The 16769-nt window shown below is 65.3% G+C and carries 16 protein-coding genes; 9 read left to right on the plus strand and 7 right to left on the minus strand.

From position 1 onward, the window contains the following. Positions 1-188: 188 nt before the first annotated feature. Positions 189-863: a RadC family protein gene (radC, locus tag EPB08_RS20705; protein ID WP_130621031.1), complete on the minus strand. Its 675-nt coding sequence runs from the start codon at positions 861-863 to the stop codon at positions 189-191. Positions 864-960: 97 nt separating this feature from the next. Continuing rightward, complete coding sequence (locus tag EPB08_RS20710) at positions 961-1863, minus strand: LysR family transcriptional regulator (protein ID WP_130621032.1); 903 nt, start codon at positions 1861-1863, stop codon at positions 961-963. 119 nt (positions 1864-1982) lie between these two features. Here EPB08_RS20710 and EPB08_RS20715 point away from each other — a divergent pair, with 119 nt between their 5' ends. From EPB08_RS20715 to EPB08_RS20735, 5 genes are all read left to right on the plus strand, one after another. Continuing rightward, positions 1983-2723 (plus strand): SDR family oxidoreductase, encoded by a 741-nt coding sequence (locus EPB08_RS20715; protein ID WP_130621033.1) that lies wholly within the window; start codon positions 1983-1985, stop codon positions 2721-2723. 68 nt (positions 2724-2791) lie between these two features. Then, entirely contained in the window at positions 2792-3691 is a 900-nt protein-coding gene (locus EPB08_RS20720; protein WP_130621034.1) for an SDR family oxidoreductase, read from the plus strand. Between the two features lie 237 nt (positions 3692-3928). After that, positions 3929-5134 (plus strand): bifunctional phosphopantothenoylcysteine decarboxylase/phosphopantothenate--cysteine ligase CoaBC, encoded by a 1206-nt coding sequence (coaBC, locus tag EPB08_RS20725; RefSeq protein WP_130621035.1) that lies wholly within the window; start codon positions 3929-3931, stop codon positions 5132-5134. Then, complete coding sequence (gene dut, locus EPB08_RS20730; protein ID WP_130621036.1) at positions 5131-5586, plus strand: dUTP diphosphatase; 456 nt, start codon at positions 5131-5133, stop codon at positions 5584-5586. Before coaBC ends, dut begins: the two co-directional genes overlap by 4 nt. 46 nt (positions 5587-5632) lie before the next feature. Then, entirely contained in the window at positions 5633-7966 is a 2334-nt protein-coding gene (locus tag EPB08_RS20735) for a phosphomannomutase/phosphoglucomutase (RefSeq protein WP_130621037.1), read from the plus strand. Between the two features lie 78 nt (positions 7967-8044). On the opposite strand, the gene EPB08_RS20740 is transcribed toward EPB08_RS20735, so the two are convergent. The 3 genes from EPB08_RS20740 to EPB08_RS20750 all read right to left on the minus strand — a co-directional run bounded on the left by EPB08_RS20740 (position 8045) and on the right by EPB08_RS20750 (position 9998). Continuing rightward, complete coding sequence (locus EPB08_RS20740; protein WP_130621038.1) at positions 8045-8722, minus strand: DUF4124 domain-containing protein; 678 nt, start codon at positions 8720-8722, stop codon at positions 8045-8047. Between the two features lie 108 nt (positions 8723-8830). Beyond that, positions 8831-9478 carry an orotate phosphoribosyltransferase gene (gene pyrE, locus EPB08_RS20745; RefSeq protein ID WP_130621039.1) on the minus strand — a complete coding sequence of 216 codons (648 nt, stop codon included), beginning with the start codon at positions 9476-9478 and terminating at the stop codon, positions 8831-8833. Positions 9479-9500: 22 nt separating this feature from the next. Further along, positions 9501-9998: a GNAT family N-acetyltransferase gene (locus EPB08_RS20750; RefSeq protein WP_130621040.1), complete on the minus strand. Its 498-nt coding sequence runs from the start codon at positions 9996-9998 to the stop codon at positions 9501-9503. A 34-nt stretch (positions 9999-10032) separates the two neighbouring features. Here EPB08_RS20750 and EPB08_RS20755 point away from each other — a divergent pair, with 34 nt between their 5' ends. The 3 genes from EPB08_RS20755 (at position 10033) to EPB08_RS20765 (ending at position 12509) form a co-directional block, all read left to right on the plus strand. Further along, on the plus strand, positions 10033-10803 hold the full coding sequence (locus EPB08_RS20755; RefSeq protein WP_130621041.1) for an exodeoxyribonuclease III: 771 nt from the start codon (positions 10033-10035) through the stop codon (positions 10801-10803). Then, positions 10793-12109 carry an AmpG family muropeptide MFS transporter gene (locus EPB08_RS20760; protein ID WP_229238443.1) on the plus strand — a complete coding sequence of 439 codons (1317 nt, stop codon included), beginning with the start codon at positions 10793-10795 and terminating at the stop codon, positions 12107-12109. Before EPB08_RS20755 ends, EPB08_RS20760 begins: the two co-directional genes overlap by 11 nt. Positions 12110-12209: 100 nt before the next feature. Next, a complete protein-coding gene (locus EPB08_RS20765; RefSeq protein WP_130621042.1) occupies positions 12210-12509 on the plus strand; it encodes a hypothetical protein in 300 nt (99 codons plus the stop codon). Here the strand turns inward: EPB08_RS20765 and EPB08_RS20770 are convergent. Both EPB08_RS20770 and EPB08_RS20775 read right to left on the minus strand, forming a co-directional pair. Further along, positions 12506-13624: an anhydro-N-acetylmuramic acid kinase gene (locus EPB08_RS20770; protein WP_130621043.1), complete on the minus strand. Its 1119-nt coding sequence runs from the start codon at positions 13622-13624 to the stop codon at positions 12506-12508. The genes EPB08_RS20765 and EPB08_RS20770 overlap by 4 nt on opposite strands. 6 nt (positions 13625-13630) lie before the next feature. Further along, a complete protein-coding gene (locus EPB08_RS20775) occupies positions 13631-15070 on the minus strand; it encodes an OapA family protein (RefSeq protein ID WP_130621044.1) in 1440 nt (479 codons plus the stop codon). A 183-nt stretch (positions 15071-15253) separates the two neighbouring features. Between EPB08_RS20775 and tyrS the strand changes: the two genes are divergently transcribed. Beyond that, the gene (gene tyrS, locus EPB08_RS20780; RefSeq protein ID WP_130621045.1) at positions 15254-16465 is read left to right on the plus strand and encodes a tyrosine--tRNA ligase; all 1212 of its coding nucleotides are present in this window, start codon (positions 15254-15256) and stop codon (positions 16463-16465) included. Positions 16466-16769 lie beyond the last annotated feature (304 nt).

Raw genomic sequence — 16769 nt, forward strand, 5'->3', positions numbered from 1 at the left:
CGCCCGGGGACATCGACGCAAGTTTCACGTCATGCCGCTGTCATGCGGCACTGCCACACTCTCTTCCGTCCCCCCGGCACCTCCCCGCTGGACGGGACGGGAGACTGCCGTGCTCCTACTCTCCCCACAAAACGGCCAAACGGCGCGGACCTCCCCCCGCGCCGTTGTTCTTTTCGACGTTCACCGGCTCAGATCAGCCCGAGTGCCGCCATCGACACCGGCGCACCGCCGCCGATCACCAGATGATCGAGCACCCGTACACCCACCAGTTGCAGGGCGTCGCGCAGTTCGCGGGTGATGGCCCGGTCCGCCTGGCTGGGCTCGGCGATGCCCGAGGGGTGGTTGTGCGCAAAGATCACCGCCGAGGCGTTGTGCCGGAGGCACGCGCGAACCACTTCGCGTGGATGCACGCTGGCGCCGTCGATGGTGCCGCGGAACAGCTCCTCAAAGGCCAGCACGCGATGGCGGTTGTCGAGAAACAGGCAGCCGAAGACTTCGTAGGGTAGGTGGCGCAGCTGGGCGCTGAGGTAGTCGCCGCTGTCGCGCGGGTTGCCGAGGGTGGGGCGATCGGCGAGTTGTTCGGCCAGCGAACGCCGGGCAAGTTCCAGCGCAGCGATCAGGCGGGCGCGTTTGGCGGGGCCGATGCCGCGCAGGCGCAGCGCGGCATTCTGTGGATCGGCAAGCAGTGCGCCCAGCGTGCCGCCGGTCGCCAGCAATTCCCGGCCCAGGGCGATGGCGTCCTTGCCCGGCAAGCCGCTGCCCAGCAGCACGGCGATCAGCTCCGCGTCCGACAACGCGCCGCAGCCTCGTGCCAGCAGCTTTTCGCGGGGACGTTCCAGTTCGGGCCATTCGCGAATGCTCATGTCCCGCAGGCTGACGGTGCGCCGGATCGCCGCCCATCGGGCTGCCGCGTCAAACCTCGTCAGGCATGGCGCCGGGAGGCGGTGGGTGGCCGCTCGCTCAACCGCTGGCGGGGAGCCGCGCGGCGAACTCCGCCGAAATCCAGTCGATGAACACGCGTACCCGCGGTGAAAGCTGGCGGCTCTGCGGATAAAGCACGTACACCGGCGACGGGGAGGGTGGATGGCCCGCCAGTACCTCGACCAGGCGACCCTGGGCCAGATCCTCCTGTACCCGGTAACGCGGCACCTGGATCAATCCCAGCCCCAACCGCGCGAGAGATACATACATCTCCGCCCCCGCGACGCTGACCGCCTGAGGCAATGCCCTCTGCTGCAGCGTGTTGCCGACCTGGAACTCCAGCGGAATCACACTGCCCGATGCCGAGGACACGAAACCGATCATGGCGTGCTGTTGCAGGTCGTCCGGCGAAACCGGCACGCCATGGTGCTCCAGATAGGCGGGACTGGCGTAGGTGCCTTCCTCCAGCAGGGCGATCTGCCGGCCGATCATGCTGCTGTCGGTGGGCTTGCCCACGCGCAGCACGCAGTCGACGCCCTCGCGCACCAGGTCGACATAACGGTCGCCCTCGCCGATGCGCAGTTGGATGTCCGGGTAGCGTTCGAGGAAACCGGGCAGACCCGGCAGCATGAAATGACGGGCCAGCGTGCCATGCACGTCCACACGCAGCAGTCCTGCGGGTTTGGCGCCGGTGAAGGCGGCCTCCGCCTCCTCGATTTCGGCGAGGATCGCCAGGCAGCGCTGGTGGTAGGCCTCGCCGTCCAGCGTCGGGCGCACCTGCCGCGTGGTGCGTTCCAACAGGCGCACGCCCAGGCGTGCCTCCAGCTTCTTCACCACCTCGGTGACGGTGGAACGGGGCAGTTCCAGATCCTGCGCGGCCATCGTGAAGCTGCGGCGCTCCACGATGCGGGCGAACAGGCGCATGGCGTCGACCTTGTCCACGGTATTGTTCCTGTTATCCGAATAATGTAGGCGTATTTCAGCAGATTATCCGTGAAGAGCAAAAGACCATCCTTTGCACACACCGGCACCCGGCCGGCTCCCCCCAGAGGATGCTTCCCATGTCTGCCAACACTTCCAAGGTCGCCATCATCACCGGCGCTTCCCGCGGCATCGGTGCCGCCGTCGCCGAGCGCCTCGCCCGCGATGGCTTTACGGTCGTCATCAACTACGCCGGCGACGCCGCCTCCGCCGAGACGCTGGCGCGCAAGATCGAGGCGACCGGCGGCCACGCGCTGACCGCCCAGGCCGATGTCGCCGATCCGGTCGCCGTGCGGCGCATGTTCGATGCCGCTGAAACCGCCTTCGGCGGCGTCGACGTCCTGGTCAACAATGCCGGCGTCATGCAACTGGCGCCGTTGGCCGCCACGGATGACGAACTGTTCGACCGCACCATCGCCATCAACCTGAAGGGCAGCTTCAACGCCATGCGCGAGGCCGGCAAGCGGTTGCGCAGCGGCGGGCGCATCATCAATTTCTCCACCAGCATCGTCGGCACGCTGCTGCCTACGTACGGCGTCTACGCGGCCACCAAGGCGGGCGTGGAAGCGATGACGCACATCCTGTCGAAGGAACTGCGCGGCCGTTCGATCACGGTGAACGCCGTGGCGCCGGGTCCGACGGCCACCGACCTGTTCCTCAAGGACAAGACGCCGGAGCTGATCGACCACCTGGCGAAGATGGCGCCGCTTGAGCGCCTGGGTCAGCCCGAGGACATCGCGAATGTCGTGTCCTTCCTCGCCGGCCCCGATGGCGGCTGGGTCAACGGCCAGGTGCTGCGCGCCAACGGCGGCCTGGTCTGAGTCGACCAACCCCTTTCTACTTGTTTGGAGCGCTTCGTCGCGAGCGGCGAAGCCTCTGGGAGATTCCCATGAAGAGCATCATCGTGATTACCGGCGCGTCGAGCGGCTTTGGCCTGATGACGGCGCGCGCCCTCGCCCATGCGGGCCACACGGTCTACGCAGGCATGCGTGAAACCGCGGGACGCAACGCGCCTCGCGTCACCGAGGTTCGGCAGTACGCGAGCGAGCAGGGTGTCGACCTGCGGGCCATCGAGATGGACGTCGCTTCGCAAGCGTCGGTGGATGCCGCCATCGCGCAGATCATCGCGAACCATGGCCGGCTCGATGTAGTGGTGCACAACGCGGGCCACATGTCCTACGGGCCGGCCGAAGCGTTTACGCCAGAACAGGTCGCCGCGCTTTACGACATCAACGTGCTGAGCACGCAGCGCGTGAATCGCGCGGCGTTGCCCCGGCTGCGCAAACAGGGACGCGGACTGGTGGTGTGGGTGTCGTCCAGCAGCACGCGCGGCGGCACGCCGCCGTACCTTGCACCGTACTTCGCCGCCAAGGCAGGCATGGACGCCTTGGCGGTCAGTTATGCCGGCGAGCTGGCGCGCTGGGGCATCGAGACCTCGATCGTGGTGCCTGGTGCCTTCACCCAGGGCACCCATCACTTCGCCCATGCCGGTACGCCGGCCGATGGCGTGGTGGCGAAAGCGTATGCAGCAGGCCCAACGTCCGATCTCAGCGAGGTTGCCTTCAAGGGCCTGGCCGCCTTGGAGCCGGTCGATGCGGATCCCCAGGCGGTAGCCGATGCCATTGTCGCGGTGGTCGACATGCCCTTCGGCAAGCGCCCGTTCCGCGTGCACGTCGACCCTTCGCAGGATGGGGCCGAGATCGTCAACGGTGTGGCCGATCGCGTGCGGGCGGAGCTGCTAAGGCGCATCGGGCTGGAAGACATCCTCCATCCCCGCGTGGTGGCTTGATGACTTAGCCCCTCTCCCGTCGGCGACCCGAAGGTAGTCCCTGTGGGAGAGAGGGGTTGGGGAGAGGGTGCGGGGCTTGCGCAATCTTTCATGGTTCGCTCCGTCCGCACCCTCATCCGGCTACCGCCAACTTCTCCCACTGGGAGAAGGGTTTGATGTGCGGGTCCGCGCCCTGTCACCGAGCCGGCCTGACGATTCCGGTAAGCTACCCGCCATAACGTTTGTCAGGCCCACACCATGAGTCTTGCCCAACGCCGCATCCTGCTGGGCGTATCCGGTGGCATTGCTGCCTACAAGTCCTGCGAACTGGTCCGGCGCCTGCGCGACCTCGGTGCCGAGGTGCGCGTGGTGATGACCGAAGGCGCGACGCATTTCGTCAGCGCGACCACCTTCCAGGCACTGTCCGGCCAGCCGGTGCGCACGAGCCTGTGGGACGCGGAAGCCGAAGCGGCGATGGGCCATATCGAACTGGCGCGCTGGGCCGAACGCATATTGATCGCTCCGGCCAGCGCCGACCTCATTGCGCGACTTGCCCATGGTTTCGCCAACGACCTGCTCACCACCGTGTGTCTCGCCAGCGCCGCGCCGCTCCATGTCGCGCCGGCGATGAACCAGCAGATGTGGGCGCATCCGGCCGTGCAGGCCAACGTCGACACCCTGCGCCAGCGCGGTGTACACCTGCTCGGCCCCGCCTCCGGCGACCAGGCCTGTGGTGACATCGGCTCGGGCCGCATGCTGGAACCGATGGAGCTGCGCGAAGCGATCGTCGCCTCGTTCGGCAGCCCGCTGCTGCGCGGGCGCAAGGTGGTGGTGAGCGCGGGCCCGACCTACGAAGACATCGACCCCGTGCGTTTCATCGGCAACCGCAGTTCGGGTCGCATGGGTTTCGCCGTGGCCGAGGCCGCAGCACAGGCTGGCGCCGAGGTGACCCTGGTGGCCGGACCGGTCAGCCTCGCCACGCCACCGGGTGTGGCGCGTCGCGTCGACGTACGCAGCGCCATCCAGATGCGCGACGCCGTGGTGGCTGCCACCGCAGGTGCCGACATCTATATCGGCGCTGCCGCCGTGGGCGACTATCGTCCGGCCGAGGTGGCCGATCACAAGATCAAGAAGCGCGACGGCGCCGCCCTGGAATTGAGCCTGGCCGAAAATCCGGACATCCTCGGCACCCTGGCTGCGCAAACCGTGCGCCCCTTCTTGGTCGGATTCGCCGCGGAAACGCATGATGTGGAGCGATACGCCCGCGACAAGCTCGCGCGCAAAGGATTGGACATGATTGCCGCCAACCTGGTTGGCGGCGGCCTCGGTTTCGAAGCCGCCGACAATGCACTCACGCTTTATGGCCCGGAAGGCGCCATCGAATTGCCGCGCGCCTCCAAGACGGAGCTGGCGCGCCAACTGGTCGCGAAGATCGCCGAGCGTTACGTGGCGGTGCGCGGATGATCGAAGTCGAGCTGAAGATCCTCGATCCGCGCCTGGGCGACACTATCGAACTTCCGCAGCCGGCTACCGCCGGCAGTGCTGGCATGGATCTGCGCGCCGCCATCGAGGCGCCGCTGACCCTGCAGCCGGGCGAAAGCGCACTGGTGCCCAGCGGCATGGCCATTCATATCGGCGATCCAGGCTGGTGCGCGCTGATCGTGCCGCGCTCTGGCCTGGGCCATAAGCACGGCTTGGTGATGGGCAACCTGGTGGGCGTGATCGATGCCGATTACCAGGGCCCGTTGATGATCTCGTGCTGGAACCGTGGCAACCAGCCCTACACCATCGCAATCGGTGACCGCATCGCCCAGCTGCTGCTGGTGCCAGTGGCGCAGGCGCGATTGAAAGTGGTACAGGAATTCGCGCCATCGCAGAGGGGCGAAGGCGGTTTTGGTTCGACCGGAGTCAAATAGTCCCGCGCCACGGCGCGCGACCCGACAACCTGTGTGGGGGCAGGGCATGGCGAAATTCATCAGCTTGGGCGGACGACCGCTGGCTGGAACCATTGAGTGGCGACGCCTGCTGCCGCTGGCGGCGGGTACCTTGCTGCTGCTGCTTGGCCTTGGCTGCCTGTGGCAGACCTGGTTGATCGCCGATGAAAACAGCGCCATCGACCGCGTGCATGCCGCCCAGAAGAAGGCGGTCGACGCCGTCGCGGCCGAGATCGCCGGTGAACGCGGTCGCATCGAAGCGGCGGTAAAGGCCTCCGATCCTGCCAGCCTGATGACTGATCCGGTCCAGGGCGCCACCACCTTGCGCCAGCTGGTTCCCCAGGCGCTGGCGATAGAGCTCTACAGCGGCAGCCTGGACGAAGTGCTGCACGCCAATTACCGCCAGTTCGGCTACGGCAAGGCCGCGCAGCTCATGGCCGCGCAGAGCGCCGACAACAGGCCGTTGGCGCAGACCCTGCCGGAAAAGAATGGCCGCCTGCTTGGCCTGGTCGTGCCGGTAGGCCGGCCCGAGCATCCACAGGGTTGGGTTTGGGCAGCCATGCCCTTTGCCCCCGTACAGGAGCAGTTCCAGTCCGTATCGCCAGCCGGCGGACGCCTGGAACTGCGCCAGGGCGACGATCGTGGCGACCTCCGGCTGCTGGCGAACGGCAACTCCAGTGCGGAGCGCGAAGCGACGGGCGTGCCTGTTCCTGAAACGACCCTCAGCGTGGTGGCGGCACTGCCGCGTGCGTACATCGTGCTGCCGCGGGTCTGGCCGCTGACCGCGCTGCTGGGACTGCTGTGCCTGGGCGGCGGCCTGTACCTGTTGTGGAAGCGCAATCAACTGGGCGCCAGCCGCGTGGTTGAAACCAACGAACCGTTGTTCGCGGATTTGCTCGAGATTCCCCCTGAGCCCGAGAAGCCCAGCCCGCAGGCCGCGCGCCTTGCCGCGATCAAGGCAGCCGCTCCCGCAGCTCCGGCGACTATCGACCCGACGATCTTCCGCACCTACGACGTGCGCGGCGTGGTCGGCAAATCGCTGACGACCGACGTGGCACGCCTGTTGGGTCAGTCCATCGGTACGCTGATGCGCGAGAAGGGTCTGGTGGAAATCGTGGTCGGCCGGGATGGCCGACTGTCGGGGCCCGATCTGGTGACGGCGCTGTCCGACGGGCTGCGCACGACCGGCATCGACGTGATCGACCTGGGCGCCGTCCCTACACCGGTGGTCTATTTCGCCGCCTACCGCTTCAACACGGGCTGCGGCGTGGCTGTCACCGGGAGCCACAACCCGCCGGAATACAACGGCTTCAAGATCGTCATCGGTGGCGAGACCCTTTCCGAAGGCGCCATCCAGGATCTCTACCAGCGCATCGCGTCCGACCAGCTGTCACGTGGCGACAAGGGCAACCTGCGCCACGTCGATGTCATCCCCGACTATGTTGAGCGCATCACCTCCGATGTACAGGCGGAGCGTCGTCTCAAGGTGGTGGTCGACAGCGGCAACGGCATTGCCGGCGCGGTGGCACCGCAGGTGCTGGAGGGCATCGGCTGCGAAGTGATCCCGCTGTATTGCGACGTGGATGGCAACTTCCCGAACCATCACCCCGATCCTTCCGATCCGCACAATCTGGAAGATCTTATCTTTGCAGTGAAGCAGACCGGTGCCGACCTCGGCATCGCCTTCGACGGCGACGGCGATCGCCTCGGCGTGGTGACGAAGGATGGCGAGATCATCTTCCCGGATCGCACGCTGATGCTGTTCGCGCGCGACGTGCTGTCGCGCCAGCCGGGCGCCACGGTCATCTACGACGTGAAGTGCACGGGGCACCTCAAGGGTGTGATTCTCGACGCAGGCGGCAGCCCGCTGATGTGGCGCACGGGCCACTCGCTGATGAAGGCGAAGATGCGCGACACGGGCGCGGAACTGGCCGGCGAGATGAGCGGCCACTTCTTCTTCAAGGAACGCTGGTACGGCTTTGACGACGGCATTTATGCCGCTGCGCGCCTGATGGAGATCCTGGCCGGTGACCTGGAGGAGCGTACGCCGGAGGAGATCTTCGCCACCTGCCCGAAGGGCGTGTCCACGCCCGAACTGAAGGTGGAGATGCGCGAAGGCGAGCACTATCGCTTCATGGATGCGTTCCGCCAGAAGGCGAAGTTCGGCGAAGCCACGCTTACCACCATCGACGGCGTGCGCGCCGACTGGTCGGACGGCTGGGGCCTCGTACGCCCGTCGAACACGACGCCTGTGCTGGTGCTGCGTTTCGATGCAGACAACGAGGTGGCGCTCAAACGCATCCAGGAGCTGTTCCGCTCGCAGCTGCTGGCGATCGATCCTTCGCTCAAGCTACCGTTCTGAAAGCAAAAGGCCTCGGGGATACCGAGGCCTTTGCGATTCGGGCGTGTCGTCCGTTGGGCCGAAGGCGCGGACAGCGGCTTACTGCCCCCTACGTTCCTTTTCCTTGGCCGCCTTCACGTCGCGATAGTGCTGCAGATCGTCGACGTTCTTCTTCTCCGCCACGTCGCGCGCCGTCAATTCCCGCTCCAGCGTGTCTCGCTGGTGGGTCACCACATCGCGCTGCTTGGCAATGCTGTCGTTGAGGAACTTCGGTACCGGCTGCTTGGCACGCTCCAGGTCACCGGCGCGCGTGAGCAGGTCGGTCAGCGTCTTTTCCTGGCTACGCAGGTTGATGCGGGTGGTGCTGATCTGCTGGTCCAGGTTGTCCAGGCTCTGCTTCAGCGAGGTCGCATAACCTTCCTCGGTGGGATAGGCGGCCAGCATCTGCGAGTCGACGCGGTCGCGCTCCTGCGCGACCTTCTGCCTGGCGGCCTGCTCATCCGCGGCCTTCTGCGCGGCGGCCCGTTCCCCCGGGCTGAGCTGGCGGTCGACGTGCTGCACCACCAGGCCACGGTCGTTGACCAGGTCGTAACCGTACTTCAGGGCATCGGACGTCAGGCTGTCGCTGTAGTGCGGCAGCCCCGAGGCGTCCTTCCATCGGTAACGATAGCTGCTGGACGATGCCTTCTGTGCCGGCGTGCTTGCAGCCTTCTGAGCCTGCACTTGCGGGCCGGCGGTCAGCGCGAGGATCGCGATGACGAATAATGTTCTACGCATGGAATTCCCCCTTGAGGGCGGAAGTATATCCAGCCGCATGGCGAGACCATGACGTTGCCACGGCCTCGCTGTCTCCAATGTGACCGGAGTCGCTGGCTGCCGGGGATTTCAGGCGTTCACACCGTACTGCTGGCGGTAGGCCACCAGCTTGGCGTGTTCGCCGGCGAGATCGGGGCGCTCGCCCGCATAGGACAGCACATCGCCCAGGCTGGTGATGGCGATGACGGGGATACCGAACTCGGCGGTCACTTCCTGAGCTGCAGACAGCGCACCCTGGCCACGCTCCTGGCGATCGAGTGCGATCAGCACGCCGGCGGGCGTGGCGCCCTGGGCACGGATCAGCGCCAGCGACTCGCGCACGGCAGTGCCCGCGGTCATCACGTCGTCCACGATCAGCACGCGGCCCTGCAGAGGAGCGCCCACCAGCACGCCACCTTCGCCGTGATCCTTGGCTTCCTTGCGGTTGTAGGCCCATGGCAGGTCGCGACCGTGCTGATCCGCCAGCGCGATGGCCGTGGCGGCCGCCAGCGCGATGCCCTTGTAGGCAGGACCGAACAGCATGTCGATCTCGATGCCCGAATTCACCACGGCGGCGGCATAGGCGCGGCCCAGCTGCGCCAGCGCGGCGCCGGAGTCGATGCGGCCCATGTTGAAGAAGTACGGACTTTGCCGACCGGACTTCAGCGTGAAGTCGCCAAAGCGCAGCACGTCGCGCTGGAGGGTGAGTTCGATGAAGTCGCGCTGGTAGTCGTGCACGGGAAGGTTCTCTTGATCGGATTCAACGGGGCAGGGCGCACACCATCAGGTGCTGCGGCCCGGAACGGCCGCCATGGTACAGCCCACCGGTCTCCCGGAAGCCGTAGCGTCGATACAGGGCGATGGCTGCCGTGTTGCGGACGTTCACGGTAAGCGCCACGTCGAGCGCGGCCGGATGCCGCCGGGCGAGGTCGCGCATGGCAGCATCGAGCGCCAGCGCGCCCAGGCCGCGACCTTGCCAGCGGGCATCGATGAAGAACGAGCGTAGCCCCAGCGTGGCGCGTTCGAAGTCCATCCCGGCGATGCTGCGAGCGCTCCGTTCCACGCGATAGAAGCCGATAGCTTCTGCACCGCAGAGGATGGCCATCGGTTCGGAGCCTTCGCAGGCATCCGCATCGGCCAGTGAGTCGGCGATGCGGCCGACGTAGGCGTGCTGCGCCTCATCCACGTCCAGCGTGAGCAGTGCGGGGCGAAGGGCGGTGTCCGCGGGCAAGACGCGGATATCGGGATGGACGGACATGGTTGTTATGATGGCCCATCACCGGGAGCGACGCATGCGCATCATCAGTCTCAATGCCAACGGCATCCGCTCGGCCGCCACCAAGGGCGTGTTCGAGTGGCTGCGCCAACAGAAGGCCGACGTAGTCTGCCTGCAGGAAACCAAGGCGCAGGAAGACCAGCTCAGCGACCCCATGTTCCGGCCAGACGGTCACCATTGCTTCTATCGCGATGCCACCAGCAAGAAGGGCTACAGCGGCGTGGCGATCTACGCCAAGCGCGAGCCGGACAAGGTGCTCACCGAACTGGGCTGGGATGAGTTCGACAACGAGGGTCGCTACATCGAGGCACGCTTCGGCAACCTCAGCGTGGTGTCGCTGTACGTGCCGTCGGGATCGTCGGGCGACGAGCGCCAGCAGTTCAAGTTCAAGGTGATGGACTGGATCTCGCCGATCTTCGCCAAATGGAAGAAGAGCGGTCGCGACTACGTGCTCTGTGGCGACTGGAACATCGTGCGCAGCGAGCTCGACATCAAGAACTGGCGTTCCAACCAGAAGAACTCCGGCTGCCTGCCCGAGGAGCGTAGCTGGCTCAACGACCTGGTCGACAAGCACGGCTGGGTCGACAGCTACCGCACGCTCAACCCCGAGGGCCAGGACTACACCTGGTGGTCCAACCGCGGCAACGCGCGCGCCAACGACGTGGGTTGGCGCATCGACTACCAGATCGTCACCCCCGGCCTGGAGAAACGCCTCAAGCGGTGCTCGATCTACCGCGACGAGCGCTTCTCCGACCATGCCCCGTTCACGGTCGACTATGCCGACTGAGGCGAAGCCGGCTGCCAAGCCGGCCAAGGTGTCGGTGTGGCACGCCTTCACGCAGCCGGCTGCGTGGACGATGTTCCTGCTCGGTTTTTCCTCGGGCCTGCCGTTTCTGCTGGTGGCCGGCACCTTGGCCTACTGGCTGAAGGAAAAGGGCATCGAGCTCAAAGACATCACCATGATCGCCAGCGCGGGCATGACCTACGCCTTCAAGTTCCTGTGGGCGCCGCTGCTCGATCATTGGCGCCTGCCGGGCTTCTGCCGACTGGGTCAGCGCCGCGGGTGGCTGTTGTTCGCGCAACTTGGCGTCGTGGTCGGCCTGGCGGGGATGGCCTTGCTGACGCCGGACCAGCTGGGGCCATTCATTGTCGCGACGTTGGTGGTGGCCTTCTTCGGCGCCACGCAGGACATCGCGGTCGACGCCTATCGCATCGAGATCGCGCCCGTATCCGAGCAAGGCGCCCTGGTGGCGACCTATGCGCTGGGCTATCGCATCGCGCTGATCGTGGCGGGCGCACTGGCGCTGATTCTGGCCGACCACATGTCCTGGTCGACGGTGTACATCCTGCTTGCGGTGGCGATGATCGTGCCCATCGCGACCACGCTGGCGGCTTCCGAGCCGCAGGTGCAGCGCCATACGCCGCGCAGCTGGAGCGATGCGATGCGCGAAGGCGTGCTCGATCCTTTCGCCGACTTCTTTCGCCGCTACGGCTGGCAGCTGGCCTGCGTGACTCTGTTGTTCATCCTGCTGTTCAAGATTCCCGAGCAGGCGACCATCGGCGGCGTGATGAGCCCGTTCTATCGCGACATGGGTTTCAGCAAGACCGAAATCGGCACCGTCACCAAGATCTACGGCACCTGGGTCGGCATCCTGGGCGCCTTCGTCGGCGGCGCCGCGGTGGCGCGCTGGGGCGCGTGGCGCACGCTGGGAACCGGCATGGTGCTGATTGGCATCACCAACCTGTTGTTCCTGTGGCTGATCGGCCATCCGGGCAACCTGCTGGTACTGACCCTGGTGATCTCCGGCGACAATTTCGCGCAAGGCCTGTTCGGTCCGCCCACCGTGGCCTTCCTGTCCTCGCTGGTGAATCGCCAGCACACAGCCACGCAATACGCCCTGTTGAGCTCGCTGGTGAACCTGCCTGGCAAGGTGCTCGGATTCTTTGCCGGCGGCATTGCGGCCGCCACGGGTTACGCCAGCTTCTTCGTGCTCACCGTGGTCTCGGTGCTTCCGGCGACGTTGCTGTTCCTGTTTCTCTGGCGGCGCTTCAGCGACGACAAGCCGTCCGTCGAGGCAGCCCGAAGTAGCTGAATTCTTGCGAACGAATCGGCCAACTGGTCGGTACCCTCCGGCATTGCCCTGTGCCAAGATGATTCGCACAGGGGGCTTATGACTGTGGAAGGGGGAGTCCGTGCCGGACCTCGTCATACGCCATATCGACAGTCTCATGGCCGAGCGCATCAAGGCGCTGGCCAAGGAGCGGCAGTGGTCGATCAATGATGTGGTGCTGCATGCACTGCGTCACGGCCTCGGCATGGCCGCGACCAACTTGTTCGCGGAAACCATGCTCGACCCGGGTGAACTCACCATGCTGGCAGGCCAGTGGGATGCCGGCGAAAAGGCGGCGTTCCAGGAGGCCGTGCAGGCGCTCTCGCGCACGAAGCCGACGCAGCTTGCGCCGTCCAATCGCCTGCTCGACGACGAGAGTTAACGCGGCGCCGGATATACCGCGCCAAGCACGCGCGGACCGCGCGCACCGGTGACTGCGGGCAAGTTGCCGGGCAATCCGAGCAGTCGCTGGCGTGCCAGCCACGCGAAGGCGGTCGCTTCCAGGTAATCGGGATCGATGCCGTATTCGGCCGTGGTCGTCACCTTGCAAAGCGCGAGCAGTTCGCCGAGGCGACGCATCAGCAGGCCGTTATGGACACCGCCGCCGCAGGCCAGCACATCGATGGCATCCGGTGCATGGCGATTGATGGCGTCGGTCACGCTGCGGGCGGAAAGCTCCAATAGCGTCGCCTGCACGTCGGCCGCGGCCAGCGAAGCCACGCATTCATGGGATTCCAGCCAGGCCAAGTGGAAATGTTCGCGCCCGGTGCTCTTGGGCGCGGGCAGGGCGAAGTACGGATCGGCAAGCAGGGCGGCCAGCAGTGTTTCGTCGACCCGGCCCGATGCCGCGAACGCGCCGCCGGCATCGTAAGCCGTGCCGCGATGGCGCAGGCACCACGCATCCATCAGGCCATTGGCTGGGCCGGTATCGAAGCCGAGCACACGACCCTTCGCCTCCAGCACCGTGATATTGGCGATGCCTCCGAGATTGAGCACGACGCGCGTTTGCCCGGGATGAGCCAGCAGCATGGCGTGCACCGCCGGCAGCAGTGGCGCACCCTGGCCACCCGCCGCGACATCGGCGCGACGGAAGTCGGCGACCACATCCACGCCGCAGCGCTCCGCGATCACCGAGGGATCGCCGACCTGCAGGGTGAACGGATGGTCGCCGGCAGGGCGATGGCGCAGCGTCTGCCCATGCGAGCCAAGCGCGCGCACCGCAGTCGCGTGTTGCGTGTTGCGTGCAAGCAAGCTTTGCGCGGCATCGGCGAAGCATTGGCCGATGGCCACGTCGAGGCGGCCGTAGGCATCAAGATCGAGTCGGGTTTCATCCTGCGCCACAGCGAGGATGCGCGCACGCAACTCCTCCGGCCACGGATGCGTCAACGCATCGATCAGCTGGGGTTTGTCGTTCTCGAAACGCACCAGCGCGGCATCGATGCCGTCGGCGCTGGTGCCCGAGATCAGGCCGAGATAAAGCGCCGAGGCGTCGTCCACGAGTGATCAGTCGTCAGTACGGGTATTGCCGCTGGCGCGTGCCAGCTTGATGTTGGCGTCCAGCGTCTTCAGGCGGGCCAGCTGCGGCTGCACCACCTGCGACTTGAACCGGGCCAGCTGCACGGCCGGCAGCGGCTCGGGCTTGGGCAGGGTCACCGTCTGCGGATCGCGCTGCACGTCGTTGACGCGGAATTCGTAATGCAGGTGCGGGCCGGTGGCGAGGCCGGTCATGCCGACGAAACCGATCACCTGGCCCTGGCTCACATGCTGGCCCACCTTTTCATTGGCGAACTTCGACATGTGGCCATAGGCAGTGCTGATCGAGCCGTTGTGCTGCACGATCACGAAGTTGCCGTAACCGTTCATCCAGCCCTTGAACTTGATCACGCCGTCGCCGGCCGCATGAATCGGCGTGCCAGTCGGTGCGGCGTAATCCACGCCCTTGTGCGCGCGCATCAGGCCCAGCACCGGGTGCATGCGTGCGGCGCTGAACTGCGAAGAGATGCGCGTGAAGTCCACCGGAATGCGCAGGAACGACTTCTGGATCGGGCGGCCGTCCTCGCTGAACCAGCCGTAGCTGCCGTCATCCTTCTTGAAGCGGTAGGCGGTGTAGCGCTGGCCCTGGTTGACGAACTCCGCCGCCACGATGTCGCCTTCGCGCAGGTACGAACCATCGCGATAAACGTCGTCATAGATGACGGTGAAGCTGTCGCCCTCGCGCAGGTCCTGCACGAAGTCGATGTCGTATTTGAAGAGATCGGCGAGCTTGAGCACCATCTGGTTGGTCATGCCGGCCTTCGAGGCGGCGGCGAACAACGAGCTGTCGATGGTGCCGTGGGCCACGTGTTCGCGGCGATCCACCTCGCGCGCCTGCGCGGTCACGGTGGCCTTGTCGCCTTCGAAGCGCATGGTGGTGCGGTTCGCTTCGTCCTTGTCGAAACGGATGCCCTTGAGGCTGCCGTCGCTGTCGAGCAGGAAGTCGAACTCCTGGCCCGGGCTGATGTGGTGCAGCGACTTCGCGTCGCCCGACTGATCCACCACGTGCTGCACGTCGCTGAGGCTCAGGCCCTGGCTCTGGAACAGGTTGGACAGCGTCTGGCCCGGCTGCACCTGCACGATGTGCCAGTCCTCGACGTCGGGTGTGCGTGCGATCTCGGGCGCCGCCTTGGGTAGCGCCAACGGCAATACGGCATGCGCGGTGGATACACTGTCCGGGCGCATCGCACTGGCCCACGCAGGAATAAGGAAGCCGGAAACCGCCGTGATCAGCAGCGCCGTGCCGGCGAGCATCCACCGCTCGCGGTGCCAGCGGATCGGTTCCGCCTCACCGTGGGAACCGAAAGACCAATGGGCACAACGCTCATAAAAGTGAGAGTGGCGACGCTGCGCCTTTCGACGCATGGCCAATTTGCGCGCTGAACGCGCGGTCGTGTTTCTCTCACCCATGCCCGGTGTACCCCAGGTACCAAAATTCTAATTGGCGCGTACCATAACGGCCTTGTGTAAAGAGCGTCAACGCCTTTTCCATCAATGGGTTGCGATAATTTTTTGGTTAACGCACACTTAACGGAACAGGCCGTGAAACCGTGATTTACGCCGCAGTCCAGACAACGAAAATTTGAGGAATACATGAACGAGCTTGAGCAGGCGCTGACCACCATCGCGCGCGGCGCCGACGAAATCATCAAGCAGGAAGAGCTGGCCGCACGCCTGAAACTCGGTCGTCCGCTGCGCATCAAGGCGGGTTTCGACCCGACCGCGCCCGACCTGCATCTGGGCCATACGGTGCTGCTCAACAAGATGAGGCAGTTCCAGGACCTGGGGCACCAGGTGATTTTCCTGATCGGTGACTTCACCGGCATGATCGGCGACCCAACCGGCAAGAACGTCACGCGCAAGCCGCTCAGCCGCGAGGATGTGCTGGCCAACGCCGAGACCTACGCCGAGCAGGTCTATAAGGTGCTGGACAAGGAGCGCACCGAGCTGCGCTTCAATTCCGAGTGGTTCGGCCAGATGAGCGCCGCCGACATGATCAAGCTCGCCGCCCAGCACACCGTGGCGCGCATGCTCGAGCGCGACGACTTCTCCAAGCGTTTCGCCGGCCAGCAGCCGATCGCCATCCACGAATTCCTCTATCCGCTGGTGCAGGGCTATGACTCGGTGGCGCTCAAGTGCGACGTCGAGCTGGGCGGCACCGACCAGAAGTTCAACCTGCTGATGGGCCGCGCCCTGCAGGAACACCACGGTCAGCCGCCGCAGATCGTGCTCACCATGCCGCTGCTCGAGGGCCTGGATGGCGTCAACAAGATGTCCAAGTCGCTGGGCAACTACATAGGTATCAACGAGCCGGCCATCGACATCGTCACCAAGACGCTGAAGATCGGCGACGACCTCATGTGGCGCTGGTTCGAGCTGCTCAGCTTCGAAACCTCGCTGGAGGACATCGCCCGCATGAAGCAGGAAGTGGCCAGCGGTGCCCTGAATCCCCGCGACGCCAAGCTCAAGCTGGCCCGCGAGCTGGCCACCCGTTTCCATGATGCCGCTGCCGCCGACCAGGCGATCGCCGGCTGGCATGCCGTGGTGCGTGGCGAAGGCGATACCAGCCTGTTGCCGCTGACTGAAATTGCGGTGCCTGCAGAAGGCCTGCGCTTGCCTGCACTACTTACTGCAGCAGGCCTCACGCCGAGCAACGCGGAAGCGAATCGCAAGCTCAAGGAACGCGCCGTGCGTATCGATGCAGAAGTCGTCGAAGATGCGCAACGCGTGTTTTCCCCTGGTTTTGAAGGGGTTTTGCAGATCGGCAAGCGCAACTTCGCTCGCGTGTTGTTGACGCTTGCATGAGTTGATCGCGACGACGCAACGTCGTCGCGATGCTCTGATCAACTAAGTTTCGCGTGAGAACAACGTCTTACGCGAAACATCAAAAATAATTTCAAAAATTGCTTGTCAAAGGTGGGAGGCCTACCTATTATTCGCCTCCCGCCGCTGGCATCGCCCTCCGGACGGCAACAACGACAGCAAAAATTCTTCGCTGAAGGTGTTGACGGACAGGAAAAACGATGTAAGATGAGCGGCTCACTCGGAACGAAATGTTCTGAAGCGGAAACGGAAACGGTCCGCAAGTGATTGAGATCTTTGACAGTGT

Source organism: Dyella amyloliquefaciens (assembly GCF_004296575.1).
GTDB lineage: Bacteria > Pseudomonadota > Gammaproteobacteria > Xanthomonadales > Rhodanobacteraceae > Dyella > Dyella amyloliquefaciens.